General features: G+C 71.4%; 23 protein-coding genes and 1 pseudogene. 10 read left to right on the top strand and 14 right to left on the bottom strand.

The genetic code is table 11. From position 1 onward, the window contains the following. Positions 1–23 precede the first annotated feature (23 nt). The 3 genes and pseudogenes from ACRAKF_RS03560 to ACRAKF_RS03550 form a co-directional block, all read right to left on the bottom strand. Entirely contained in the window at positions 24–497 is a 474-nt protein-coding gene (locus ACRAKF_RS03560) for a C40 family peptidase (RefSeq protein WP_447035322.1), read from the bottom strand. A gap of 527 nt (positions 498–1,024) precedes the next feature. Next, positions 1,025–1,277: pseudogene (locus ACRAKF_RS03555) on the bottom strand (hypothetical protein). Between the two features lie 134 nt (positions 1,278–1,411). After that, the gene (locus ACRAKF_RS03550; protein WP_447035321.1) at positions 1,412–2,425 is read right to left on the bottom strand and encodes an ABC transporter permease; all 1,014 of its coding nucleotides are present in this window, start codon (positions 2,423–2,425) and stop codon (positions 1,412–1,414) included. Between the two features lie 127 nt (positions 2,426–2,552). On the opposite strand from ACRAKF_RS03550, the gene ACRAKF_RS03545 reads away from it, so the two are divergent. The 7 genes from ACRAKF_RS03545 to ACRAKF_RS03515 all read left to right on the top strand — a co-directional run bounded on the left by ACRAKF_RS03545 (position 2,553) and on the right by ACRAKF_RS03515 (position 8,185). Beyond that, positions 2,553–3,209 (top strand): TetR/AcrR family transcriptional regulator, encoded by a 657-nt coding sequence (locus ACRAKF_RS03545; RefSeq protein ID WP_447035320.1) that lies wholly within the window; start codon positions 2,553–2,555, stop codon positions 3,207–3,209. A 197-nt stretch (positions 3,210–3,406) separates the two neighbouring features. Further along, positions 3,407–3,709, top strand: coding sequence for an urease subunit gamma (locus ACRAKF_RS03540; protein ID WP_447035319.1), 303 nt, complete (start codon positions 3,407–3,409; stop codon positions 3,707–3,709). Positions 3,710–3,725: 16 nt separating this feature from the next. Beyond that, entirely contained in the window at positions 3,726–4,070 is a 345-nt protein-coding gene (locus ACRAKF_RS03535) for an urease subunit beta (protein ID WP_447035317.1), read from the top strand. Then, complete coding sequence (locus ACRAKF_RS03530; protein ID WP_447035315.1) at positions 4,063–5,784, top strand: urease subunit alpha; 1,722 nt, start codon at positions 4,063–4,065, stop codon at positions 5,782–5,784. The genes ACRAKF_RS03535 and ACRAKF_RS03530 overlap by 8 nt, the downstream gene beginning before the upstream one ends. Before the next feature lie 28 nt (positions 5,785–5,812). Beyond that, positions 5,813–6,487 (top strand): urease accessory protein UreF, encoded by a 675-nt coding sequence (locus ACRAKF_RS03525; RefSeq protein ID WP_447035313.1) that lies wholly within the window; start codon positions 5,813–5,815, stop codon positions 6,485–6,487. 211 nt (positions 6,488–6,698) lie between these two features. Then, entirely contained in the window at positions 6,699–7,385 is a 687-nt protein-coding gene (gene ureG / locus ACRAKF_RS03520; RefSeq protein ID WP_447035311.1) for an urease accessory protein UreG, read from the top strand. Beyond that, positions 7,382–8,185 carry an urease accessory protein UreD gene (locus tag ACRAKF_RS03515; protein WP_447035309.1) on the top strand — a complete coding sequence of 268 codons (804 nt, stop codon included), beginning with the start codon at positions 7,382–7,384 and terminating at the stop codon, positions 8,183–8,185. Before ureG ends, ACRAKF_RS03515 begins: the two co-directional genes overlap by 4 nt. Positions 8,186–8,204: 19 nt before the next feature. Here ACRAKF_RS03515 and ACRAKF_RS03510 read toward each other — a convergent pair whose 3' ends face one another. Continuing rightward, positions 8,205–8,939 (bottom strand): lysophospholipid acyltransferase family protein, encoded by a 735-nt coding sequence (locus ACRAKF_RS03510; protein WP_447035308.1) that lies wholly within the window; start codon positions 8,937–8,939, stop codon positions 8,205–8,207. A gap of 223 nt (positions 8,940–9,162) precedes the next feature. Between ACRAKF_RS03510 and ACRAKF_RS03505 the strand changes: the two genes are divergently transcribed. After that, the gene (locus ACRAKF_RS03505; RefSeq protein WP_447035307.1) at positions 9,163–9,555 is read left to right on the top strand and encodes an SSI family serine proteinase inhibitor; all 393 of its coding nucleotides are present in this window, start codon (positions 9,163–9,165) and stop codon (positions 9,553–9,555) included. Between the two features lie 36 nt (positions 9,556–9,591). On the opposite strand, the gene ACRAKF_RS03500 is transcribed toward ACRAKF_RS03505, so the two are convergent. The 5 genes from ACRAKF_RS03500 to ACRAKF_RS03480 form a co-directional block, all read right to left on the bottom strand. Next, positions 9,592–9,750 carry a hypothetical protein gene (locus ACRAKF_RS03500; protein WP_447035306.1) on the bottom strand — a complete coding sequence of 53 codons (159 nt, stop codon included), beginning with the start codon at positions 9,748–9,750 and terminating at the stop codon, positions 9,592–9,594. Positions 9,751–9,836: 86 nt separating this feature from the next. Further along, on the bottom strand, positions 9,837–10,787 hold the full coding sequence (locus ACRAKF_RS03495; protein ID WP_447035305.1) for a cytochrome c oxidase assembly protein: 951 nt from the start codon (positions 10,785–10,787) through the stop codon (positions 9,837–9,839). A gap of 108 nt (positions 10,788–10,895) precedes the next feature. Then, a complete protein-coding gene (locus tag ACRAKF_RS03490; protein WP_447035304.1) occupies positions 10,896–11,921 on the bottom strand; it encodes a 6-phosphofructokinase in 1,026 nt (341 codons plus the stop codon). Positions 11,922–12,099: 178 nt separating this feature from the next. After that, positions 12,100–12,828 carry a type 1 glutamine amidotransferase gene (locus tag ACRAKF_RS03485; RefSeq protein WP_447035303.1) on the bottom strand — a complete coding sequence of 243 codons (729 nt, stop codon included), beginning with the start codon at positions 12,826–12,828 and terminating at the stop codon, positions 12,100–12,102. A 42-nt stretch (positions 12,829–12,870) separates the two neighbouring features. Continuing rightward, the gene (locus tag ACRAKF_RS03480; RefSeq protein WP_447035302.1) at positions 12,871–14,109 is read right to left on the bottom strand and encodes a MurT ligase domain-containing protein; all 1,239 of its coding nucleotides are present in this window, start codon (positions 14,107–14,109) and stop codon (positions 12,871–12,873) included. 139 nt (positions 14,110–14,248) lie between these two features. Here ACRAKF_RS03480 and def point away from each other — a divergent pair, with 139 nt between their 5' ends. Beyond that, positions 14,249–14,791 (top strand): peptide deformylase, encoded by a 543-nt coding sequence (def, locus tag ACRAKF_RS03475; RefSeq protein WP_447035300.1) that lies wholly within the window; start codon positions 14,249–14,251, stop codon positions 14,789–14,791. Positions 14,792–14,805: 14 nt separating this feature from the next. Here def and ACRAKF_RS03470 read toward each other — a convergent pair whose 3' ends face one another. Continuing rightward, on the bottom strand, positions 14,806–15,447 hold the full coding sequence (locus tag ACRAKF_RS03470; RefSeq protein ID WP_447035299.1) for a TetR family transcriptional regulator: 642 nt from the start codon (positions 15,445–15,447) through the stop codon (positions 14,806–14,808). A gap of 163 nt (positions 15,448–15,610) precedes the next feature. Between ACRAKF_RS03470 and ACRAKF_RS03465 the strand changes: the two genes are divergently transcribed. After that, a complete protein-coding gene (locus tag ACRAKF_RS03465; RefSeq protein ID WP_447035298.1) occupies positions 15,611–16,837 on the top strand; it encodes an acyl-CoA dehydrogenase family protein in 1,227 nt (408 codons plus the stop codon). 9 nt (positions 16,838–16,846) lie between these two features. On the opposite strand, the gene ACRAKF_RS03460 is transcribed toward ACRAKF_RS03465, so the two are convergent. The 4 genes from ACRAKF_RS03460 to ACRAKF_RS03445 form a co-directional block, all read right to left on the bottom strand. Then, positions 16,847–17,635: a GNAT family N-acetyltransferase gene (locus ACRAKF_RS03460; protein ID WP_447035296.1), complete on the bottom strand. Its 789-nt coding sequence runs from the start codon at positions 17,633–17,635 to the stop codon at positions 16,847–16,849. A 50-nt stretch (positions 17,636–17,685) separates the two neighbouring features. Then, positions 17,686–18,678, bottom strand: a complete 993-nt coding sequence (locus ACRAKF_RS03455; protein ID WP_447035294.1) for a PhlD — start codon at positions 18,676–18,678, stop codon at positions 17,686–17,688. 148 nt (positions 18,679–18,826) lie between these two features. Then, positions 18,827–19,648: an MmyB family transcriptional regulator gene (locus ACRAKF_RS03450; protein ID WP_447035292.1), complete on the bottom strand. Its 822-nt coding sequence runs from the start codon at positions 19,646–19,648 to the stop codon at positions 18,827–18,829. Positions 19,649–20,096: 448 nt separating this feature from the next. Beyond that, positions 20,097–20,984, bottom strand: coding sequence for a Gfo/Idh/MocA family protein (locus ACRAKF_RS03445; protein WP_447035290.1), 888 nt, complete (start codon positions 20,982–20,984; stop codon positions 20,097–20,099). Positions 20,985–21,068 lie beyond the last annotated feature (84 nt).

Here is a 21,068-nt window from a genome sequence, read left to right as displayed (position 1 = left end):
GGGCGCGCCCCAAGCATGGTCGGTCAGCGGACCCTGCCGTACCAGACGCTGTTGGACCAGATCTTCTCCAGGCGCACCACGGCCCCCGTCTTGGGCGAGTGCCAGATGCGGCCGTTACCCGCGTAGATGCCGACGTGGTAGACGCTCCGGCCCGAGTGGAAGAACACCAGGTCACCGGGGGTCCGTTGCGACTTGCCGATGTGCCGGGTCTTGTTGTACTGCGCGGCGGCGGTGCGCGGCAGCTTCTTGCCCGTGCGCTTGAACGAGTACTGCGTCAGCCCCGAGCAGTCGAATCGGTGAGGGCCCGTCGCTCCGTACGCGTAGGGCGCCCCCTTCTTGGACGCCGCGACCTTGAGCGCCTTCGTCGCGTGTGCGGCCGCGTGCGCTTCCGTCGTGAGCCCGGGGGCCACGAGCGTGCCGCCCACGACGGCGAGTGTGAGAGCCGATGCGGCACCGGCCTTGCCGAGCAGCGACGGAATGTGATTCTCCGCGGACATGCGTAACCCTTCGTCAGCCGCCTGAGAAGGATGACCTGTCGGGTTCGGGCAGGCGAAGATGCCCGGCCGCGTCGTGCTCTGCGGCTTCACCCCAAGGGCGTCGCCCGGACTTTCCGGGCGGGCCCGTCGTACTCGGGTCCTCCACTCCTGCCGATGCACCGATGTCGACCGGTCATCCGGGGCGGCGGCAGGATTAGGCGTCCGCCCGGATCGCCCCGCCGCTGTGGCGGGGGCTTGTCGTCGAAGGGGATCTTGACCCGACAAGGGCGAAAAAACCGAGCCGAAACGTCCTTTTGTGAGGCTACTCACGACTGACCTGTTCGGGTGGACAGGGCCGAATCGGCCCCCCGCCCCGGGGGCCTGACGACGGCTCGACCAGCAGCGGAACGTCTTATTCCGGGCTTGATGTGCGTGTGCCGCGCAACTCGCGGCCGCGCAAAGAAAGATGGATTCGTACGCCATCGGGGGTAGCTCATCTGGTCCGTTTCAAAACGGAGCCGGACGTTTCGGGATGCGGCGCGTGCCGGTCACCCGCCCGGTGACGGCGGCACGGCGACCCGCTCGGCCCGCCGTTCGCCGTCGAGGACGCGCAACGCCCGGGCGAGGGTCCGGGCGTGCAACTCGCTCTCGCCCCGCTGGTGCATGAGCGTCAGCGCGTCCCGCCCCGCTGACGCCCCGGTTGATCCGGCCCGGCAGGTCGACGACCTCCAGATAACGGTCGATCAGCTCGGCCTCGGCCCGGGTGAGGGCGGGCAGCGGCGGCGGTTCGGGTGGCGGCATCCGTGCCTCACCCCGCGTCGCGCGCGCCGAGCGAGGCCTTGCGGCTCGGGATGACGCGGTCGACAAGGCCGTACTCCAGGGCCGCCCGGGGCTTACGCCGCTCCCGGCCTCCGTCGCTCACGTACCGCCCGGACTCAGCCGATCGCCGCGGCCTCCCGCCGCGCCGTGGGCTCCGCCGCGGCCGGCGCCCGCCGACTACGCACCGCCGAGCCGAGGACGACGGCCGCCAGGCCCAGCACGGCCCACGCGCCGAGGGTCACGGCGGGCACCGCGGCTCCGGCGCCGTCGAAGAACGCCACCGAGCGCAGCAGGGTCCCGCCGGCGCCCGGGGGCAGCAACTGCCCGATGAAGCCGACCGGTTCCGGCAGCAGTCGCGGCGCCGAGGTGACCCCGGAGAAGGGGTTGCCGAGCAGCACCATCAGCAGGCCGCCCACCCCGATGCCCGCCGGGCCGAGCAGGGCCGCGAACCCCGCCACCGCGGCGCTGACCGCGAGCGTGGAGAGGCCGAGCACTCCGGCCTCCGCCCACCAGTCGCCGGTGAGGATGCCGAGCCAACTGTGCGTGAGCGCGGCGGCCACGGCTCCGACGAGCACGGCGGTGGCAGCCAGCGTCGCCGCCGCGCGGAACCCGCGCAGCCCCCGCAGGGTGACCAGCGCGCCGGCCGCGACCCCGGCGATCGCCATCGGCAGCACGCTCGCCCCGAGGGCCGACCCCCGCGGATCGGCCGCGGGCGCGGGCACCACGTCGACCGTCGGCACCGAGGTCCCCTCCGGCGCCTGTCGCTGTACCGCCTGCTCCAGCAACTGTGCGACGACGGGGCTCGCGGCCGTCGCGGTCAGCAGCTTGGGGCCCCGCTGGGTCGCCACGACCGCGCCGTACACGGTCCGGTCCTCGACGGCCGACCTGGCGGCGGCCTCATCGGCGTAACGGTGGATCTCGAACGCGTCTCCGTGCCGTGCGAGTTGCCGGGTGATCGGCTCCGTGGCGGTGGCGGTGCCCGCCACGCCGAGGGGCAGGTCGCGCGGGGCGGTGCGGGCGGCGGGCCAGGCGAACGCCCAGAGCGCGAGGGTCACGAGGACGGGGACCAGGAGGGTCACCGTGAGGGCGCGGCGGCCCATCGCGGGCGCCGCGGTGGAGGGAGTGGACATGGTCATTCCTCGGTGGTGAGACGTTCGGAGGGAAAGTGAGAGAATGATCGTTCGTTTTACGTACGGGCCCACTGTCCTGCGGGGTGGCGTGCTTGTCAAGAAGGAATGTTCGTTTTAACTTGAGGGCATGGCACGCGTATCGCAGGAACACCTCGACGCCCGGCGTCGGCAGATCATCGACGGTGCCGCATTCTGCTTCGCGCAGAACGGCTTCCACGCCACCTCGATGCAGGACGTGCTGAAGGAGGTTGGCCTCTCGGCGGGCGCGGTCTACCGCTACTTCCGCGGCAAGGAGGAGCTGATCGCCGCGATCGTCTCCGAGGTCCTGACCGAGATCAGCGGCGTCTTCGAGTCGGCCGCCCGGCAGAGCCCCCCGCCCCCGCCGGACGTCCTGATCGGACAGGTGATCTCCGAGGTCCTGGACCTGAAGCCGGGGCTGCGCGACGGCGCCAGGTCGTACTTCCCCCGGCTGATGATCCAGGTCTGGACGGAGACGCTCCGCGACGAGGAACTGTCGGCGCTCATGGCGGGTGTCTATGCGAAGGTGCGCGCCGCCTGGGTCGCGGTCGTCGAGGGGTACCAGAAGGCGGGCATGATGCGCGCGGACGTCCCCGCCGACCATGTCGCGCGGACCCTGATCGCCGCGGCGCAGGGATTCGCCGCCCAGTACGCGCTGTTCGAAGAAGTGCCCGTCGAGGCGCTCCAGAACGGTATGCGCGCCCTGATGAGCATGGGAGGCCCGGCTGACGGCCATGGGCCGGTGAGTATGGGGGAGCCCAGCTGACGGTCATGGACCGGTCAACGGCTGGTTAACCTCGTTGAAACTCCCCCCAACTACTCTCCCGTGCCACGCCACCAGGGGATTTCGTAGCAGGGTGCGCAAGATCGCGCATCTTCGGTGTGTGTTACATCTATATCCGTCCGCGGTGGCGCGGCGACCGGACCCCGCATGGTCCGGAGCGAGGACTTGAGGTGGGAAGCGTGCAACTGACCCCGCACGAGCAGGAGAGACTGCTCATCCATGTGGCCGCGGACGTGGCCGAGAAGCGAAGGGCGCGGGGGCTGCTGCTCAACCACCCCGAGGCGATCGCCCTCATCACCTCGCACATCCTGGAGGGCGCCCGCGACGGCCGCACGGTCTCCGAGCTGATGTCGTCCGGGCGCCGGGTTCTCACCCGGGACGACGTCATGACGGGCATACCCGAGATGATCCACGACGTCCAGGTCGAGGCCACCTTCCCGGACGGGACCAAGCTCGTCACCGTCCATGACCCGATCGTCTGACGGGAGTCCGCGCCTCATGCATGCCGCCACGCACGGCACGGGACAGGACCTTGTCCCCGGCGAGATCCTCTTCGCCGACGAACCCGTTGTCTTCAACGAGGGCCGCGAGGTCACCCGCCTCACCGTTCTCAACGCGGCCGACCGCCCCGTCCAGGTCGGCTCCCACTACCACTTCGCCGAGGCCAACCCGGGCCTGGACTTCGACCGCGGCGCCGCACGCGGGAAGCGGCTCAACGTCGCCGCGGGCACCGCCGTGCGCTTCGAGCCCGGAATCCCCGTCGACGTCGAACTCGTCCCGCTGGCCGGCAAGCGCGTCGTGCCCGGCCTGCGCGGCGAGACCGGAGGTGCCCTCGATGCCTGAGCTCTCGCGCGCCGCGTACGCCGACCTCTTCGGCCCCACGACGGGCGACCGGATCAGGCTGGCCGACACCGACCTCCTGATCGAGATCGAGGAGGACCGTTCGGGTGGTCCCGGGCGCTCGGGCGACGAGTCCGTGTTCGGCGGCGGCAAGGTCATCCGCGAGTCGATGGGCCAGTCCCGCACGACCCGCGCCGAGGGAGCCCCCGACACCGTCATCACCGGTGCGGTGATCATCGACCACTGGGGCGTCGTCAAGGCCGACGTGGGCATACGGGACGGCCGGATCACCGGCATCGGCAAGTCCGGCAACCCCGACACGATGGACGGCATCGACCCCGAGCTGGTCATCGGCCCGGAGACCGAGATCCTCTCGGGCAACGGCAAGATCCTCACCGCCGGCGGCATCGACACCCACATCCACTTCATCTCCCCGACCATCGTCGACGAGGCGCTGGCCTCCGGGGTCACGACGCTCTTCGGCGGTGGCACGGGCCCCGCCGAGGGCAGCAAGGCGACCACGATCACGCCGGGCGCCTGGCATCTGGCGCGCATGTTCGCGGCCCTGGAGTCCAGCCCCGTCAACATCGGCTTCCTCGGCAAGGGCAACACCGTCTCCACCGCGTCCATGCATGCCCAGCTACGGGCCGGCGCGGTCAGCTTCAAGATCCACGAGGACTGGGGAGCGACGCCCGCCGTCATCGACGCCTGCCTGAACGTCTGCGAGGAGACCGGCGCCCAGCTCGCCGTCCACACCGACACCCTCAACGAAGCGGGCTTCGTCGACGCCACGTTCGACGCCGTCGCGGGCCGGACCCTGCACGCCTTCCACGTAGAGGGAGCGGGCGGCGGACACGCCCCCGACATGATCACCGCGGTGTCGCTGCCCAACATGCTGCCCAGCTCCACCAATCCCACCCGGCCGCACACCGTCAACACCGTCGAGGAGCACCTCGACATGCTGATGGTCTGCCACCACCTCAACCCGGCCGTCCCCGAGGACCTGGCCTTCGCCGAGTCCCGCATCAGGCCCACCACCATCGGGGCGGAGGACATCCTCCACGACCTCGGCGCCATCTCGATCATGTCCTCCGACTCGCAGGCCATGGGGCGCGTCGGCGAGGTCATCATGCGGACCTGGCAGACCGCGCACGTGATGAAGCGGCGCCGCGGCTTCCTGCCGGGAGACGTCCGCGCCGACAACCGCCGCGCGCGTCGCTATGTCGCCAAGTACACGATCAACGCGGCCGTCGCGCAGGGCATCGACCACGAGATCGGCTCGGTCGAGACCGGCAAGCTCGCGGACCTCGTCCTGTGGGAACCGGCGTTCTTCGGCGTCAAGCCGCAGGCCGTCCTCAAGGGCGGACAGATCGCGTACGCGCAGATGGGTGACGCCAACGCCTCGATCCCGACCCCGCAGCCGGTCCTGCCGCGCCGCATGTACGGGGCACACGGCAAGGCTCCGGGCCTCAACTCGGTCAACTTCGTCACCCAGGCAGCATTGGACGACGGGCTTCCGGAACGCCTCGGCCTGGACAAGCCGTTCGCCGCGATCCGCTCCACGCGAGGCCGCTCCAAGGCCGACATGCGGGAGAACGACGCCCTGCCACGGGTCGAGGTCGCCCCCGACAGCTTCGCCGTCACCATCGACGGTGAACTCGTCGAGCCGTCCCCGGCCATGGAACTGCCGCTCGCCCAGCGGTACTTCCTCTTCTGACGGCCCGGCGGAGACAGGCGACGATCACATGTCACGCGCAGCACTTCTCGTCCTGGCCGACGGCCGCTTCCCCGCCGGCGGGCATGCCCACTCCGGCGGGGCCGAAGAGGCCGTCAAGGCCGGCCGCGTCACCGGGGCCGCGAGCCTGGAGGCCTTCTGCCGCGGGCGGCTCCACACCAGCGGCCTGGTGGCGGCCTCCCTCGCGGCGGCCGCCGCGCTCGGGGCGGACCCGGTCGCCCTCGACGCCGCGGCGGACGCCCGTACGCCCTCGCCCGCGCTGCGGACGGCGGCGCGGCGGCTGGGGCGGCAGCTTATGCGGGCGGCGCGGGCGACCTGGCCGCATCCGGAACTCGACGCTCTGGCGTGTCGCTTCCCCAAGGGCGCGCATCAGCCCGTCGTCCTCGGGCTCGCCGCGCGGGCCGCGGGGCTTGGGCCCAAGGACGCGGCGTACTGCTCCGCGTACGAGGGGATCAGCGGTCCCGCGACCGCCACGGTGCGGCTGCTCGGCCTCGATCCCTTCGACGCCACGGGGGTCCTCGCCCGCCTCGCGCCCGAACTCGACGGGGTCGCCCTGCGGGCGGCGGAGGCGGCCGGGAGAGTCCTGGCCGAGGGGGTCGACGCGTTGCCCGCGGGGTCGGCGCCGCTGCTTGAGCTGGGGGCGCAGGCCCACGCGGAGTGGCCTGTGCGGTTGTTCGCGTCGTAGCGGGGGCGCGTCGTAGCGGGGCGGCACTCTCACCCCGCGGCCGCCTTCTGGGGGCTTCGCCCCCAGACCCCCGTATCGGCCTGAACGGCCTCGTCCTCAAACGCCGGACGGCCGACAGGTCCGCCGGACGGGCCGAAAGGCGGGCAGGACGGGCTGGGAGCCGTGCCGGGCCGTCCGTTCATCCATCCGATCACAAACCGTAGGAGCCCTCATGCACCTCGACCACTCCCACGACGACGGCCCCGCGGCCGTCTCCGCCGACGCCCGGCGGCCCGACGGGAACCGGCGCGCCCTGCGCATCGGCCTCGGCGGGCCCGTGGGCACCGGGAAGACCGCCACCGTCGCCGCGCTCTGCCGGGCCCTGCGCGACGAGCTGTCCCTCGCGGTCGTCACCAACGACATCTACACCCGCGAGGACGCCGAGTTCCTGCTCCGCGAGGCCGTCCTGCCGCCCGAGCGGATCACCGCCGTGGAGACCGGCGCCTGTCCGCACACCGCGATCCGCGACGACATCTCCGCGAACCTGGAGGCCGTGGAGGACCTGGAGGACGAAGTCGGGCCGCTCGACCTGATCCTCGTCGAGTCCGGCGGCGACAACCTCACCGCCACCTTCTCCAAGGGGCTCGTCGACGCGCAGATCTTCGTCATCGACGTCGCGGGCGGCGACGACATCCCGCGCAAGGGCGGGCCCGGCGTCACCACCGCCGACCTGCTGGTCGTCAACAAGACCGACCTCGCGCCCTACGTCGGCTCGGACCTGGCCACCATGGCCGCCGACGCCAAGGCGCAGCGCGCGGAGCTGCCGGTGGCGTTCCAGTCGCTGCGCTCCGCCGAGGGCGTCGGTCCGGTCGCCGCCTGGGTGCGAGCGCAGTACGCCGCGTGGACCGCGTCGGCGTGAGGACCGACACCGCCCCTCGGGGCCGTACGGGAACGGGAGGCGGCGCGGGGCTGCGGGCCACCGCCCGGGTCGAGGCGCGCGCCGACGGGCGGGGCGGCACGGCCTTGCCCGTGCTCGACGGCGAGGGCCCGCTCGCCCTGCGCCGCACCCGCACCCGCTCCGGCGGCCCGGCGGCCCGCGTCACGCTGGTCGGGGCGATGAGCGGACCGCTCGGCGGCGACCACCTCACCGTCGAAGCCACCGCTCACGCGGGCGCCCGGCTCCACATCGACTCGGCGGCGGCCACCCTGGCGCTGCCGGGCCAGGGTGGCGAGGCGGCGCGCTACGACGTGCGGATCGGCGTGGCCGAGGGCGCGGAACTGCACTGGCTGCCGGAGCAGCTGATCTCGGTGCGCAACAGCGACCTGCGGCTCTCCACGCGCGTGGAGCTCGCCGCGGGCGCCCGTCTCGTGCTGCGGGAGGAGCAGGTGCTCGGGCGGGCGGGCGAAGCCCCCGGCAGGCTGACCAGCCGGCTGACCGTGTACCGCGCGGGGTCCCCGCTGCTCGACCAGGAGCTGGCCTTCGGCCCGGGCACGCCCGGCGGCTGGGACGGCCCCGCGGTCCTCGCGGGGCGCCGGGCGGTGGGACAGCTCCTCGTCGTACGCCCCGCATACGAACAGGACAAACCGCAGGCGTCACGCCTGGGGGAGTGGGCCGCGCTCACCCCACTGGCCGGTCCCGGCGTCCTGGTCACCGCGGTGGCCCCGGACGCCCTCCAGGTACGCCGGACACTCGACGCGGCCCTGCGCGACCTGGGATGAGGCCGACCGCGGCGTGGCGTCAGCTCAGGGGCATGCGCGGGAACCTGCGGTGCTCCTTGTCGCGTTCCGCGGCGCGTTCCGCCTCCTCCGCCTTCACGACGGCCGCGTACTTGTCCACGTACTCCTGGCCGGAGAGTCCGAGGATCGCGTACATGATCTCGTCGGTGACGGCCCGCAGGACCGCTTTCTCGTTGTCCATGCCGACGTAACGGGAGAAATCCAGGGGCTCGCCGAAGCGGATCGTCACGCGGCGCATGGTCGGCAGTTTCTGGCCGGGCGGCTGCGCCTCGAAGGTGCCGATCATCGCGCAGGGAATCACCGGGACCCGCGCCTTGAGCGCCATCGCGGCGACCCCGACCTTGCCCTTGTAGAGCCGTCCGTCGTGCGAGCGGGTGCCCTCCGGATAGATGCCGAGCAGCTCGCCCTTGCGCAGCACGCCCAGCCCCTCCCGGATCGCCGCCTTGCCCGCCTCCTTGCCGGAACGGTCGACCGGGATCTGCCCCGCGCTGCGGAAGAACGCGGCGGTGAGGCGGCCCCTGATGCCGGGGCCCGTGAAGTACTCGGCCTTCGCCAGGAACGTGATGCGGCGCTTGATGATCGCCGGCATCAGGAAGTGGTCGGAGAACGACAGGTGGTTGCCCGCGACGATGGCCGCGCCGGTCGCCGGCACATGTTCCAGACCCTCGATCCTGGGCCGGAACATCAGCCGGAGCAGTGGACCGAGGAGCACGTACTTGAGCAGTGGATAGAACATGATGGCTGCCTTCCCCCTGGTCCCGGTGCCGACGCACAGTAGCCAATCAATGATGCGGACGCGAGAGCCCGTTCGGGCTGTTATGCGCCGCCGGGCGGGCGAAATACCTGCGCGGCGCCACGACGTGCCGCGCGGACGGGGTTCCGCTGGTCTCTCCCCGGCGATCTCGCCGCCGGGGCCGAGCGCCACAGAACGTCACCGACACCGGCCACCGGAGGTCCCCATGCGCCCGTTCACCGTCGCCGTCGCCGCACTGATCGCCCTCGGCGCCTCCGCCCCCGCCCAAGCGGTCGACACGGCGGCCTTCGCCCCGAAACGCGGGTTCTTCCTCACCGTCTCGGAGGCGGACAACACGCGGGTCCGTGGAGTGCTGCTCCGCTGCGACCCGAAGCCCGCGGGGCGCCACCCGCACGCCGCGTCGGCCTGCGCGGAGATCGCCAGGGCCTCGGGCGACCTCGGCGCACTGCCCCGTACGCCACGGCCGTGCACCAAGAAGTACGACCCGGTGACCGTGAGCGCGACCGGCACCCACAGGGGCCGGGGCATCAGTTGGGTCAAGGACTTCCCCAACCGCTGCGAGATGGAGGTGGCCACCGGATCGGTCTTCCGGTTCTGACCGGCCGACCCAGCCGTACCGCCCCGCCCGCCCCGCTCAGGAGCCCCGCGAGAGCACCATCCCCAGGGTGAGCAGCCCGAGCACGACCCAGCCGAACCACAGCCAGCCGTTGCTTCCGAGCGCCGCCGAATAGGCCGTCACCATGACCAGGCCTCCGATGGTGAACCCACCCATGGTCTTCGTGGAACCGGGCATCGCTCAGCCTCCTCCCGGCAGCCCCCGCGCCTGCGCGCCGGGGCCGCGGTCCGAAGACCATCGTCACCCGCGATGCCCCATCCGCGCTAGCGCCCGCGTGCCGCCAGTGAGGCCAGGTAGGCGTTGTAGGCCTCCAGCTCCTTGTCGCCGTCGCGGTCGGCGGCCCGGTCCTTGCGCCGGGCCTCGCGGTCCTCGGAGCGGCGCCACTGGAAGAGCAGGGCCACCAGGACCACCACGGAGGGGATCTCGCTGAACGCCCAGGCGATGCCGCCGGCGGCCTCCTGGTCGGTCAGGGCGTCGATGCCGAGTGAGGCGGGCGGGTGCATGTACGTGCCGATCATCGGCTGCGTGGCCATCATCAGCGCGATGCCGAAGAACGCGTGGAAGGGCATGCCCGCGAACAGTTCCAGCATCCGCATGATGTACCCGGGGCGGTGCGGGCCGGGATCGACGCCCATGATCGGCCAGAAGAAGACCAGGCCCACGGCGAGGAAGTGCACCATCATCCCGATGTGGCCCACCTTGGAGCCCATCAGCGTGTCGAAGATCGGCGTGAAGTAGAGCCCGTACAGGCTCGCGATGAACAGCGGAATCGTGAACGCCGGATGCGTGATGATGCGCATGTACCGGCTGTGCAGCAGCCACAGCAGCCACTCGCGCGGCCCCTTGTGGCCGCGCGCCGCCACGGGCAGGGCGCGCAGGGCCAACGTGATCGGGGCGCCGAGGAGCAGCAGGATCGGCGACAGCATGCTGATCACCATGTGCTGCACCATGTGCACGCTGAACATGACCATGCCGTAGTCGTTGAGCTTGGTGCACATCACGAGCAGTACGGTGAGAACACCGATCACGAAGGAGATCGTGCGCCCCACCGGCCACTTGTCGCCCCGCCGCACCATCCGCACCACGCCCCACGCGTAGAGGGCCAGTCCCACCAGGCCGCCGATGAGGAAGAAGGGGTCGACGGAGATCTCCAGGCCCCGCCCCAGCGTGAACGGCGGCAGATCCATGTTCATGCCGTGCCCGCTGTGATCCATCCGGTGGCTCCTGATTCGTGCGGATTGTGCGACGTGTGTCGGCACCAGACTAGAACCGCCCCCGGCCGCAGACGCGACCGGGGGCGAGTAGTGCGAAGAGCAACGGGCCTACAGCACGCACTCCGCCTCGGCGTACCGCTCGTCGGGCACGGTCTTCAGCGTCTCGACGGCCTCGGCGAGCGACACCATGACGATGTCCGTGCCTCGCAGCGCCGTCATCCTGCCGAACTCGCCGCGGTGCACCGCCTCCACCGCGTGCCAGCCGAAGCGCGTCGCGAGGACCCGGTCGTACGCGGTCGGGGTGCCGCCGCGCTGGACGTGCCCGAGGATGACCGGACGCGCCTCCTTGCCGAGGCGCTGCTCCAGTTCGATGGAGAGCTGCCGGGCGATGCCGGCGAACCGCTCGTGGCCGTAGACGTCCTTGCCGCCCACGTCGAACTCCATGGAGCCCTCGCGGGGCTTGGCGCCCTCGGCGGCCACGACGATCGCGAACTTCTTGCCCGCCGAGAAGCGCTCGCCGACCTTCTTGGCCAGCTCCTCGATGTCGAAGGGGCGCTCGGGCACGACGACGGCGTGCGCGCCCGCGGCCATTCCGGAGTGCAGGGCGATCCAGCCGGTGTGCCGGCCCATGACCTCGACGATGAGGACGCGCTGGTGCGACTCGGCGGTGGTCTTCAGCCGGTCGAGCGCCTCGGTCGCCACGCCCACGGCGGTGTCGAAGCCGAAGGTGACGTCGGTGACGGCGATGTCGTTGTCGATCGTCTTGGGGACACCGACGATGGGCAGGCCCGCGTCGGAGAGCAGCCTGGCCGCCTTCAGCGTGCCCTCGCCGCCGATCGGGATGATCGCGTCGAGACCGAGGTCGGCGACATGGCCCTTGGCCCGCTCCACCCCGTCACGCAGATGCGCGGGCTGCACCCGCGAGGAGCCGAGGATCGTCCCGCCGCGGGCGAGGATGCCGCCCACTGCGTCGAGGTCGAGCTTGCGGTAGTCGCATTCCAGGAGGCCCTTCCAGCCGTCGTGGAAGCCGATGACCTCGTCACCGTGGTCCGCCACCGCGCGGTGCACGACGGAGCGGATGACGGCATTCAGGCCGGGGCAGTCGCCGCCGGATGTCAGGACACCAATGCGCATAGCCCGGAATACCTTTGCAACGTGGGCCGATGACCGGACCACGTCGTCCGGCCGGGTTGCCGCCACCCTATAGGCGCCGGGGGGCTGGGCAGCATCGGGCGTCCGAGGGCTGGACGTCCCCGCTCACATGTGCGGGCGGGGCGTCAGGCGGGCCCTCGGCCGAGGGCCCGCGCCGGGCTCAGGCGGGCTGCTGCGCCGAGGCGATGCGCTCGCCACGCAGCGCCTCGTACCACCGGTCGTCCGTGGGCGGCAGCGCGTTCACATCGAGGGCCAGCTTCAGCAGCAGGTCCGCGATCAGCGGGTTGCGGGCGAGGACCGGGCCGTGCATGTACGTGCCGAAGACCGTGCCGTTGTACGCGCCCTCGGTGCCGTCACCCGTGCCGTTGCCCCGGCCGAGGGTGACGCGGGCGAGGGGCCGGGCGGACGGGCCGACGTGGGTAATGCCCTGGTGGTTCTCGAAGCCGGTCAGCGGGGGCAGGCCAAGCTGGGGGTCGATGTCGCCGAGGACGTCACCGACGCAGCGGTCGCCCTCGCCGCGGGTGGAGACCACGTCGAGCAGGCCGAGGCCGGGCTCGCGCTGGCCGAGGTCGTTGATGAACTCGTTGCCCAGGATCTGATACCCGGCGCAGACCGAGAAGACGATCGCGCCGTTGCCCACGGCCCGCTGCAGGCCGCCGTCGCGGCGCAGCCGCTCGGCCGCCAGGCGCTGCGGACGGTCCTCGCCGCCGCCGATCAGATAGATGTCACCGGAGGTGGGCACCGGCTGGTCGCTGCGCACGTCGTAGCGCTCGACCTGGAGGCCGCGCTGGCGGGCGCGGCGCTCCACCACCAGGGCGTTGCCCTGGTCCCCGTACGTGCTCAGCAGGTCGGGGTAGATCCACACCAGCCGGAGGCTGTTGTCGCTCATGCTCATTCGTCCCTACGAAAAGGTCTAAAGGGGCCGGTGGGGTCAGTTGCCGACGCGGCGGCGGAGGTCCTGGAACGCGGTGTAGTTCGCGATCGTCTCGATGCGTCCCGGCGGGGCGAGCTGCACCGCTTCGTCGAGGGACTCGCAGACCCGGAAGTCCAGGCCCGCGACCTCCAGGCGCACCGCCAGGTCCAGCTTGCGGTCGCCGAGGACGAAGATCGGATGACCGGCGAGCCGGGTGTAGTCGACGTCCCAGAGCCAGGAGGTGTCCGTGCCGTCCGCACCGCGGGCGTTGACCGCGAGGATCACCGGGGTCGGCGGGGGGTCGATCAGCGAGAACGTCTCGAGCCAGCCCGCCGGGTTCTTCGCCAGCAGCAGCCGCAGGTCGCGGCCCTGGAACTGCACGACGTCATAGCGGCCCGCGACGGCCTGCACCTGGTACATCCGCTCCAGGGCGACCTGCGGCGGCACCCCGAAGACGGCGGCGACGGCGGCCGAGGAGGTGGCGTTGGCCTTGTTGGCGCGGCCGGGGAGCTGAAGGTGGATGGGCCACGCCGAGCCGTGCGGGTCCAGGACGTGGTCGCCGGAGAGCACCCAGCTCGGGGCCGGGCGGCGGAAGCCGCACTCGCCGCAGAACCAGTCGTCACCGGGGCGCTGCATGACGCCGCCGCAGGACGGGCAGGACCAGGCGTCGTCCTTCCACTCCTGGCCCGCGGCCACCCACACCACGTTCGGCGAGGAGGAGGCCGCCCAGACGACCAGCGGGTCGTCGGCGTTGGCGATGACCACGGCCTTGGAGCCGGACAGGCCCTCGCGCCACGTCTCGGCGAGCATGCGGGTCTCGGCGGCGCGGTCGAGTTGGTCGCGCGAGAGGTTCAGGAGGGCGATCGCCTTCGGGGCCACGTCACGGGCGACGCCCGCGAGGTACTTCTCGTCGACCTCGATCACGCCGTACTTGGCGTCGGAGCCGCCGGCGAGCGCCGACGTGATGCCGGCAGGCATGTTCGCGCCCAGCGCGTTCGACACGACGGGGCCGCTGGCCCGCAGTGCCTCGGCGATCAGGCGTGTGGTGGTCGTCTTGCCGTTGGTGGCCGACACGAGGACCACGTCCAGGTGTGTGGCGAGCCGACCGAGCAGCTCGGGGTCGAGCCGGAGCGCGACCTTGCCGCCGATCACCGATCCGCTGCCGCGGCCGGCCGCGCGCGACACCGCCGCGGCCGCCTTGCCCGCCGTCACGGCCAGCTTGGCCCGCGGCGACAGCGGGTCCGTGTTGCCTGACATCTGTCGAGATCCTCCTTGCGTACGGCGCCGCGCCTACCCCCGGCATCGTTTCTCTGCTCAGCCTATCGAGATCCGCTGACAAGCCCGAACCACGGCACCACCTCGGTGCCGCTTCTCCATGGACCGTACTCTTGCCGCCATGCGACACGGCTCGATCCCGGGCGCCTCGGGGCGCGTACGACCTCTGACCCTGCTCGGTGACCCCGTGCTCCATACGGCCTGCGAGGAGGTCACCGACTTCGGCCCCGAACTGGCCCGCCTGGTCGAGGACATGTTCGCCACGATGTACGCGGCCCAGGGCGTGGGCCTGGCGGCGAACCAGATCGGGGTCGCGCGGCGGGTGTTCGTGTACGACTGCCCCGACGACGATGACATCCGTCACCTCGGGTACGTGGTCAACGCCCGCCTCGTCGAGGCGGACGGCGAGACGGTGCGCGGCCCCGAGGGCTGCCTCTCGCTCCCGGGACTCGAAGCGGGCACGCCACGCTTCGACCACGCCGTGGTCGAGGGGGTCGATCTGCGCGGCGAGCCGGTGAAGGTGCACGGGACGGGCTGGTTCGCGCGCTGCCTCCAGCACGAGTGCGACCACCTGGAGGGCTCCGTCTACACCGAGCGCGTCACCGGCTGGCGGCGCCGCAAGGTGCTGCGGGCCGCCGCCAGGGCGTCCTGGAACACCGCCTGACGTCCCGCGTCGGCTCAGAATCCGGGGCCGTCCGCGCGGTTGCCCGCGGCGGCCAGGCGGCCCCAGAGCAGATCGGCGAGGCTGCGCACCAACTGCGCGCGCGGGCAGGGCCGTTCGCTCAGCCACCAGTCGCCCGCGGCGTGCATCATGCCGACGATGCCGTGGCCCCAGACGCGGGCCAGTTCGGCGCTCTCCGGGCCGAGGTCGACGCGCTCCTCGATGACCTTCGCCAGCTCTTCGCCGAGGCGGCGCAGCAGCGGCGCGGAGTGCACGCCGACGTCGAAGCCCTCGCCGGGGGAGGGTGCCTCCGCGGGGTGCATCAGGAAGCGGTAGACCTGAGGCCGTGCCTCGATCGCCGCGAGATAGGTGTCGAGCGTGGCCTCGACGCGCTCCCTGCGTTCGGCGGGGGCGTCGAGTGCGGCGCGCAGGGCTTCGAGAAGCGCGTCCGTGTGCCGTTTGGCGAGCGCGGCGTAGAGTCCGCCCTTGTCGCCGAAGTGCCGGTAGAGGATCGGCTTGGTGATGCCGGCCTCGGCCGCGATGGCGTTCATCGAGGCGCCGGGCCCGTCGCGGAGCACCACTCGGTCCGCGGCTTCGAGCAGCTCACGCCGACGGCGCGCGGCGGACCGCTGTTGATCGGTCCGCTGGGTGGTCTCCATGGTTTCTCCCCGCCCGTGCTGATTCGGTGACGCACGCGCAACGTAACACCCTGAGCGCCCTCCGCATCGAACGGGCTACCGGGAGTTGACATGGGCTACTGGTCGGTAACACACTTCGGTTACCGCAAGTAACGTGGCAGTTGACGCAGGTCCTGGAGGGGTCATGGCCGAATTCACCATGGAGCTCAACGACGAACAGAAGGAGGTCCGGGACTGGCTCCACGGATTCGCCGCCGATGTGATCCGCCCCGCGGCCGCCGAATGGGACGAGCGCGAGGAGACTCCCTGGCCCATCATCCAGGAAGCGGCGAAGCTCGGGATCTATTCACTGGATTTCTATGCCCAGCAGTTCTTCGACCCCACGGGCCTCGGCATCCCGATGGCCACCGAGGAGATCTTCTGGGGTGACGCCGGCATCGGCCTGTCCATCATGGGCACCGGCCTCGCCGCCGTCGGCGTGCTCGCCAACGGCACCGAGGAGCAGATCGGCACCTGGATCCCGCAGATGTACGGCGACGTGAACGACGTCAAGGTCGCCTCCTTCTGCTCCTCCGAACCCGACGCCGGATCCGACGTGGCGGCCATGCGCACCCGCGCCGTCTACGACGAGGCCAAGGACGAATGGGTCCTCAACGGCACCAAGACCTGGGCGACCAACGGCGGCATAGCCAACGTCCACGTCGTCGTCGCGGTCGTCGACCCCGATCTTGGCTCCAAGGGCCACGCCTCCTTCATCGTCCCGCCGGCCACCCCCGGCCTCTCCCAGGGCCAGAAGTTCAAGAAGCACGGCATCCGCGCCTCGCACACCGCCGAGGTCGTCCTGGAGGACGTACGCGTTCCCGGCGACTGCCTGCTCGGCGGCAAGGAGAAGCTGGACGAGCGGCTGGCACGCGCGCGTGAGCGGGCCAAGACCGGCGGCGAGCGCGTCAAGAACGCCGCGATGGCCACCTTCGAGGCGTCCCGCCCGGCCGTCGGCGCCATGGCGGTGGGCACGGCACGCGCCGCGTACGAGGAGGCCCTGGAGTACGCCAAGACGCGCACCCAGTTCGGCCGCCCGATCATCGACAACCAGGGCATCGCCTTCCAGCTCGCCGACATGCGTACCCAGATCGACGCGGCCCGCCTGCTGGTGTGGCGCGCCTCGTGGATGGCGAGCGCCGGCAAGAAGTTCGAGTCGGCCGAGGGCTCCATGTCCAAGCTGTACGCGAGCGAGGTCGCCAAGAAGGTCACCGCACAGGCCGTGCAGATTCTCGGCGGCAACGGCTTCACGCGCGAGTACCCGGTGGAGCGCATGCACCGCGACGCCGCGATCTACACCATCTTCGAGGGCACGAGCGAGATCCAGCGCCTGGTCATCGCGCGCACGCTCTCGGGCATGCCGATCCGGTAGCCGCCCGCCTCAGGGCTTGTGGACGTACGGGGTCGTCGTGCAGAGGGTGGCGAAGCCGAGCCGGTCCAGGATCGGGCGGCTGTCGTCGGAGGCGTCGACCTGGAGGTAGCGGTAACCGCGCTCGGCGGCGATGCGGGCGCGGTGGGCCACCGTCGCCCGGTAGATGCCCTTGCCGCGCCACTCGGGAGCGGTGCCGCCGCCCCACAGGCCCGCGAAGTCGGTGCCGGGGCGGAACTCGGCGCGGGCGCCGCAGACCGGCCGGTCGCCGGCCATGGCGACCACCGCGACGATCTCGTCCGGGGCCTCGGCGAGCTGGGCGAGGACCCGCCTGCCGAGCTGCTCGCTCAGGGCCGCGTCGGCGGCGCCGAACGCCGCGAGGTGCGCCTGTGACATGAGCCGGGCGCCCGCCTCGTCCGTCACCTCCACCAGCCGTACGCCGTCGGGCAGTTCCGGCCCCGCGGGCAGGCCGTCGGCCTCGGCGACCATCACGGTCTCCACGGGATCGGCCACGAATCCGGCCGCGAGGAGGCGCCCGGCGAGGTCGTCCGGGCGGTCGTACGAGTGCAGCTTCCACTCGAACTCGAGGCCCGCGGCGGTGAAGTGGCGCATCTGCTCCGCGATCACGGCGTCGGCCGTCTCCGCGTCGACGTCCGACCACAGGACGCCGTTCCAGTCATGCTCCGAGCCGGTCTGCCGGACGACACCACCGCCCCGCTCCACCCGCGCCCCCGGGCTCTCGCTCCGCGCGTCGCGCCTGATCTGCCGGTCGTAGGCGGCGAGCGCCGCTGCGTGATCCATGGGGATCACTTCAACAGTGCGGCCACGGCAACGGCAACCGGATTACGGCGCTACGCGTGCCACTGGCAGCGCAGGGCCGCGGTGATGAAGCCGGGGCCATAGGCCACGGCGACACCGCTCGCACCGTCCGTGGGGGGCTCCGCATGGGTGCGTTCAAGGACACGGAAGACGCTGACACCTCCCATGTTGCCCTCCTCCGTCAGGGTTTCCACGGAGTGGCGGGTGGCGTCCTGGCCGAGACCGACGGCGTCGGCGGTGTCGGCGATGATGCGCAGCCCACCGGGGTGGATGACCGCGAAGTCGACGGCATGCGAGCCCAGCCACTGGGTCACCGGGGCGAGGCTCGCGACGGCCGAGTGCGGAGCCTGCTTGGTGGAGTCGAAATGCATTCCGTCGGGGTTGAGCCGCCCCCGGTAGCGGTCGAGGGAGCCGGGAAGTACGTACTCGAAGGTGTCCTCGATGGTCAGGCCCGGCCCTGATGGAGTGCTGGTGACCACTGTCGCGGCAGCGGCATCCGCGAAGAGGGCCTTGTAGATCATCGATTCGATGGTGTCGACGGCGTGGTTGTACGACGTCGACAGGGCTTCGGCCGCCACGACAAGCACCTTGCTGCCGGGCCGGGCGGCCAGCAGGTCCGTGGCGCGTATCAGGGCCTGCACGCCTCCGGCGCAGGCCGCCGTCGTCAGCGCGACACGCCGCACGGTCGGCCGCAGGCCGAGGCGCTCGACGAGGTGGACGTCGAGGTTCGGCACGGCCCAGCCGGTGGTGTGCGTGGTGACGATCGCGTCGATGTCCCGCGGGGTCAGACCGGCCGCCCGAAGGGCGGCGTCGGCGGCCTGCTCCGCCATGTCGACGCAGTCCTCGAAGGCGGCCAGGGTCCGCTCGTGGACATCGGCGTTGCCCGAGACCGTTCGGGATGCGAGGGGTCTCGCGAAGTGGCGGGTTCTCACCCCGCAGTTGCCCACGACCCGCAGGATGGCGTTGAGCCTGGGGTGGTCGTGATGGTGGGCACGGATGTCGTCGGCGATCTCGGCCGTGGTCACTTTGTGAGCGCCGAAGGCAGTACGGGGAACGGAGACAAACGCAGGCATCGGGCACTCCCACAGTGCTGGTCGAGGGTGGGGGGTGCCGATAACGTACTTGACATCGTGATGGAGTGTCTGTCCCCGAGAGCACCGAGCCTCGGAATCGTCAGACGGCGCGCAGCATGGGTGTGCGCGTGTGCCGGCGTTCCGTCCCGGCGTGGTAGATGAGGATGAACAGGCGCGACCCCGGCGCCGTCATGGGCTGTGCCGCACAGATCGACACCCAGCCGAGACCGTGTACGGCGTGCCGCAAGGGGCGCTCGTGACCATCGGGATGGATCAGGGCTCCGTCGGCGTCGTACAGATGCGCCAGTTCGGGATCGGCCAGTACTTCCTTCTCCATCCGGCGCAGGATGTCGTCGTCCGGCCTGGCCGCCAGAGCGGCACGCAGTTGCGGCAGCACCATGGGGGCCCACGAGTTGTGCCAGTCGCTCAGGCTCTCACGGCCGTCGCGGTCCAGGAGCATCCACCGCATCGTGTTGGTCGGCACCTTTCGGCCGGGGAACATCGCCGCGAAAGGTTCGTTGTGCGCCAGGATTTCCCAGGACGCGTCCGTGACGTATGCCATGTGCGTGATGCTGTCGACGGCCTCCTGCCACACGCCCGGTATCTCCTTGCCGGAGGAGGGGTGCAGCGGGCCGGGCGGATCCTGCGTCAGCGCGTACCGGCAGAGGGACACCCACTCCTGCTCGTTGAGGCCGAAGAGGCGGGCCACGTCGCGGAGGAGTGTGGTGGGCGCGTTGGGATAGTTGCCGGATTCGAGACGGTGATATGTCCCGAACGTGCGGTGCAGCAACTGGTCGACCTGATGCTGCGAAAGGCCGGGCGCGCGTCGGCCCTGACCGCTGGGGCGGGAGAAACCATGCGATTCGGGGGCGATGAGGGCGCGTCGTTCGCGGAGCAGAGCGCGGAGCGCCGTCTTGTTCATGGTGGGTAATCCCTCTTGTACACGCCGAGTTGGAGCATCAGCAGTCTAAATATTCGCAACTTCTTTGGGAGTAAACATTGCCCGAAGAAAACGATCAGCCGCTGCGGCATCATGGTGGGCGCGACCTCACCGACCTGCAGCTTTGATCGTCGGCGAGTGCGTGGGCACAACTGTGGGGTGTCTTGCCCGGGGAGTCGGAGAATGGCCGAAATTCCCCGGCATCGGGTACCCCGCGAGGCCTACCGGGTCGATGCGGGAAGTGTGCGGAACGGTTGTTCGTATTCCGATCCATGTGAGCGGAAACAGGGCAAGCGGGGAACCGCACAAGGTTCTTCCCGGACCGGCCCCATGGGTCCACCGGCTGCGGTCGGTGCCGTCACTCGCCATTACGTAGCGGCCACGGTACCGACCGCCCGCGGGTGTCCCCGTTCCGCTTACGGGGAGTCCCTCACGCGGAAGCGATCCGTTCCTCCGCCCGCGCCAGGATCTCCGTGACGCGCAGGCCGAACCGGACGTCGCACGGATGGGCCGTACCGGTGCGCACCGCCGAGACCAGTTCGCCGATCGCGGTGCCGATGGCGTCGTCCGACTTCTCCCGCGCCGGCAGCACGGCGACACCGTTCTCGCCGCGCAGCTCCACCGCGAGGCCCGCGCCCTTCTCCGGTGCCGTCAGGCTGAGCGCCGCCGTGCTGGACGCGCCGCTCGTGTGCCGCAGGATCAGGTGCACCGTGTCGCCGGGACCACGGGCCGCCGTCACCTCGCTCACGTCGCCGAGGACCGGCAGCAGCATCGACAGCGCGTGCGGACCCACGTCCCACAGGCCGCCCCGGCTCTCCCGCCACGGGGAGGGGAACGCCGCGTCGCCCTCGGGTGTGTAGAAGGAGCCGTACCAGTCGGCGCGGCCGGTGAACCAGCCGCCCGTGGCGCGCTGCTCGTCGAGCCAGGCCGAGGCCACGGCGGCGAAGCGCAGCGTGAAGAAGACCACGGACGCCACTCCGGCACGCTCGGCGGCCTGCGCGAGCCGGCGCGCGGCCTCGGGCGTCGTGGCCACCGGCTTGTCGAGGAGCAGATGGCAGCCCGCGGCGGCGGCCCGCGCCGCGAGCGGGGCCTGGACGTCCGGCGGCACGGCGAACGCCACGGCGTCACTGGCCGCGAACAGCTCGTCGACCTCCTCGTGGACCACCGTGTCGTGCGCGGCGGCGAGCGCGGCCGCCGCCTCTGTCCTGCGGCCCCATACGCCGCTGAAGTCGATGTCCGGATGCCGGGCGAGAGCGGGGGCGTGCGTGGCGGTGGCCCAGGGGCCGGTGCCCACCAGGCCGATGCGGAGTCGGTTCATGCGCGGCAGTATGACCGAAGCCTTTCGAGGGCGGCCCTCCTGCCGGGTACGGAGCCTTCGCGCATGAGCCGGCATGCGCACCGG

The organism is Streptomyces sp. DSM 118878, from assembly GCF_052936595.1.
The sequence above is the reverse complement of the archived record's forward strand: the minus strand, read 5'-3'. Positions and strand labels throughout refer to the sequence as shown.

What these genes read in the sequence shown, in the direction of transcription:
- ACRAKF_RS03535 (WP_447035317.1), top strand. Translation starts at nt 3,726, where the DNA reads ATGCATGCCGCCACGCACGGCACGGGACAGGACCTTGTCCCCGGCGAG.
- ACRAKF_RS03485 (WP_447035303.1), bottom strand. Translation starts at nt 12,828, where the DNA reads ATGAGCGACAACAGCCTCCGGCTGGTGTGGATCTACCCCGACCTGCTG.
- ACRAKF_RS03465 (WP_447035298.1), top strand. Translation starts at nt 15,611, where the DNA reads ATGGCCGAATTCACCATGGAGCTCAACGACGAACAGAAGGAGGTCCGG.
- ACRAKF_RS03545 (WP_447035320.1), top strand. Translation starts at nt 2,553, where the DNA reads ATGGCACGCGTATCGCAGGAACACCTCGACGCCCGGCGTCGGCAGATC.
- ACRAKF_RS03550 (WP_447035321.1), bottom strand. Translation starts at nt 2,425, where the DNA reads ATGTCCACTCCCTCCACCGCGGCGCCCGCGATGGGCCGCCGCGCCCTC.
- ACRAKF_RS03470 (WP_447035299.1), bottom strand. Translation starts at nt 15,447, where the DNA reads ATGGAGACCACCCAGCGGACCGATCAACAGCGGTCCGCCGCGCGCCGT.
- def (WP_447035300.1), top strand. Translation starts at nt 14,249, where the DNA reads ATGCGACACGGCTCGATCCCGGGCGCCTCGGGGCGCGTACGACCTCTG.
- ACRAKF_RS03490 (WP_447035304.1), bottom strand. Translation starts at nt 11,921, where the DNA reads ATGCGCATTGGTGTCCTGACATCCGGCGGCGACTGCCCCGGCCTGAAT.
- ACRAKF_RS03510 (WP_447035308.1), bottom strand. Translation starts at nt 8,939, where the DNA reads ATGTTCTATCCACTGCTCAAGTACGTGCTCCTCGGTCCACTGCTCCGG.
- ACRAKF_RS03460 (WP_447035296.1), bottom strand. Translation starts at nt 17,635, where the DNA reads ATGGATCACGCAGCGGCGCTCGCCGCCTACGACCGGCAGATCAGGCGC.
- ACRAKF_RS03495 (WP_447035305.1), bottom strand. Translation starts at nt 10,787, where the DNA reads ATGGATCACAGCGGGCACGGCATGAACATGGATCTGCCGCCGTTCACG.
- ACRAKF_RS03500 (WP_447035306.1), bottom strand. Translation starts at nt 9,750, where the DNA reads ATGCCCGGTTCCACGAAGACCATGGGTGGGTTCACCATCGGAGGCCTG.
- ureG (WP_447035311.1), top strand. Translation starts at nt 6,699, where the DNA reads ATGCACCTCGACCACTCCCACGACGACGGCCCCGCGGCCGTCTCCGCC.
- ACRAKF_RS03530 (WP_447035315.1), top strand. Translation starts at nt 4,063, where the DNA reads ATGCCTGAGCTCTCGCGCGCCGCGTACGCCGACCTCTTCGGCCCCACG.
- ACRAKF_RS03505 (WP_447035307.1), top strand. Translation starts at nt 9,163, where the DNA reads ATGCGCCCGTTCACCGTCGCCGTCGCCGCACTGATCGCCCTCGGCGCC.
- ACRAKF_RS03450 (WP_447035292.1), bottom strand. Translation starts at nt 19,648, where the DNA reads ATGAACAAGACGGCGCTCCGCGCTCTGCTCCGCGAACGACGCGCCCTC.
- ACRAKF_RS03445 (WP_447035290.1), bottom strand. Translation starts at nt 20,984, where the DNA reads ATGAACCGACTCCGCATCGGCCTGGTGGGCACCGGCCCCTGGGCCACC.
- ACRAKF_RS03525 (WP_447035313.1), top strand. Translation starts at nt 5,813, where the DNA reads ATGTCACGCGCAGCACTTCTCGTCCTGGCCGACGGCCGCTTCCCCGCC.
- ACRAKF_RS03560 (WP_447035322.1), bottom strand. Translation starts at nt 497, where the DNA reads ATGTCCGCGGAGAATCACATTCCGTCGCTGCTCGGCAAGGCCGGTGCC.
- ACRAKF_RS03480 (WP_447035302.1), bottom strand. Translation starts at nt 14,109, where the DNA reads ATGTCAGGCAACACGGACCCGCTGTCGCCGCGGGCCAAGCTGGCCGTG.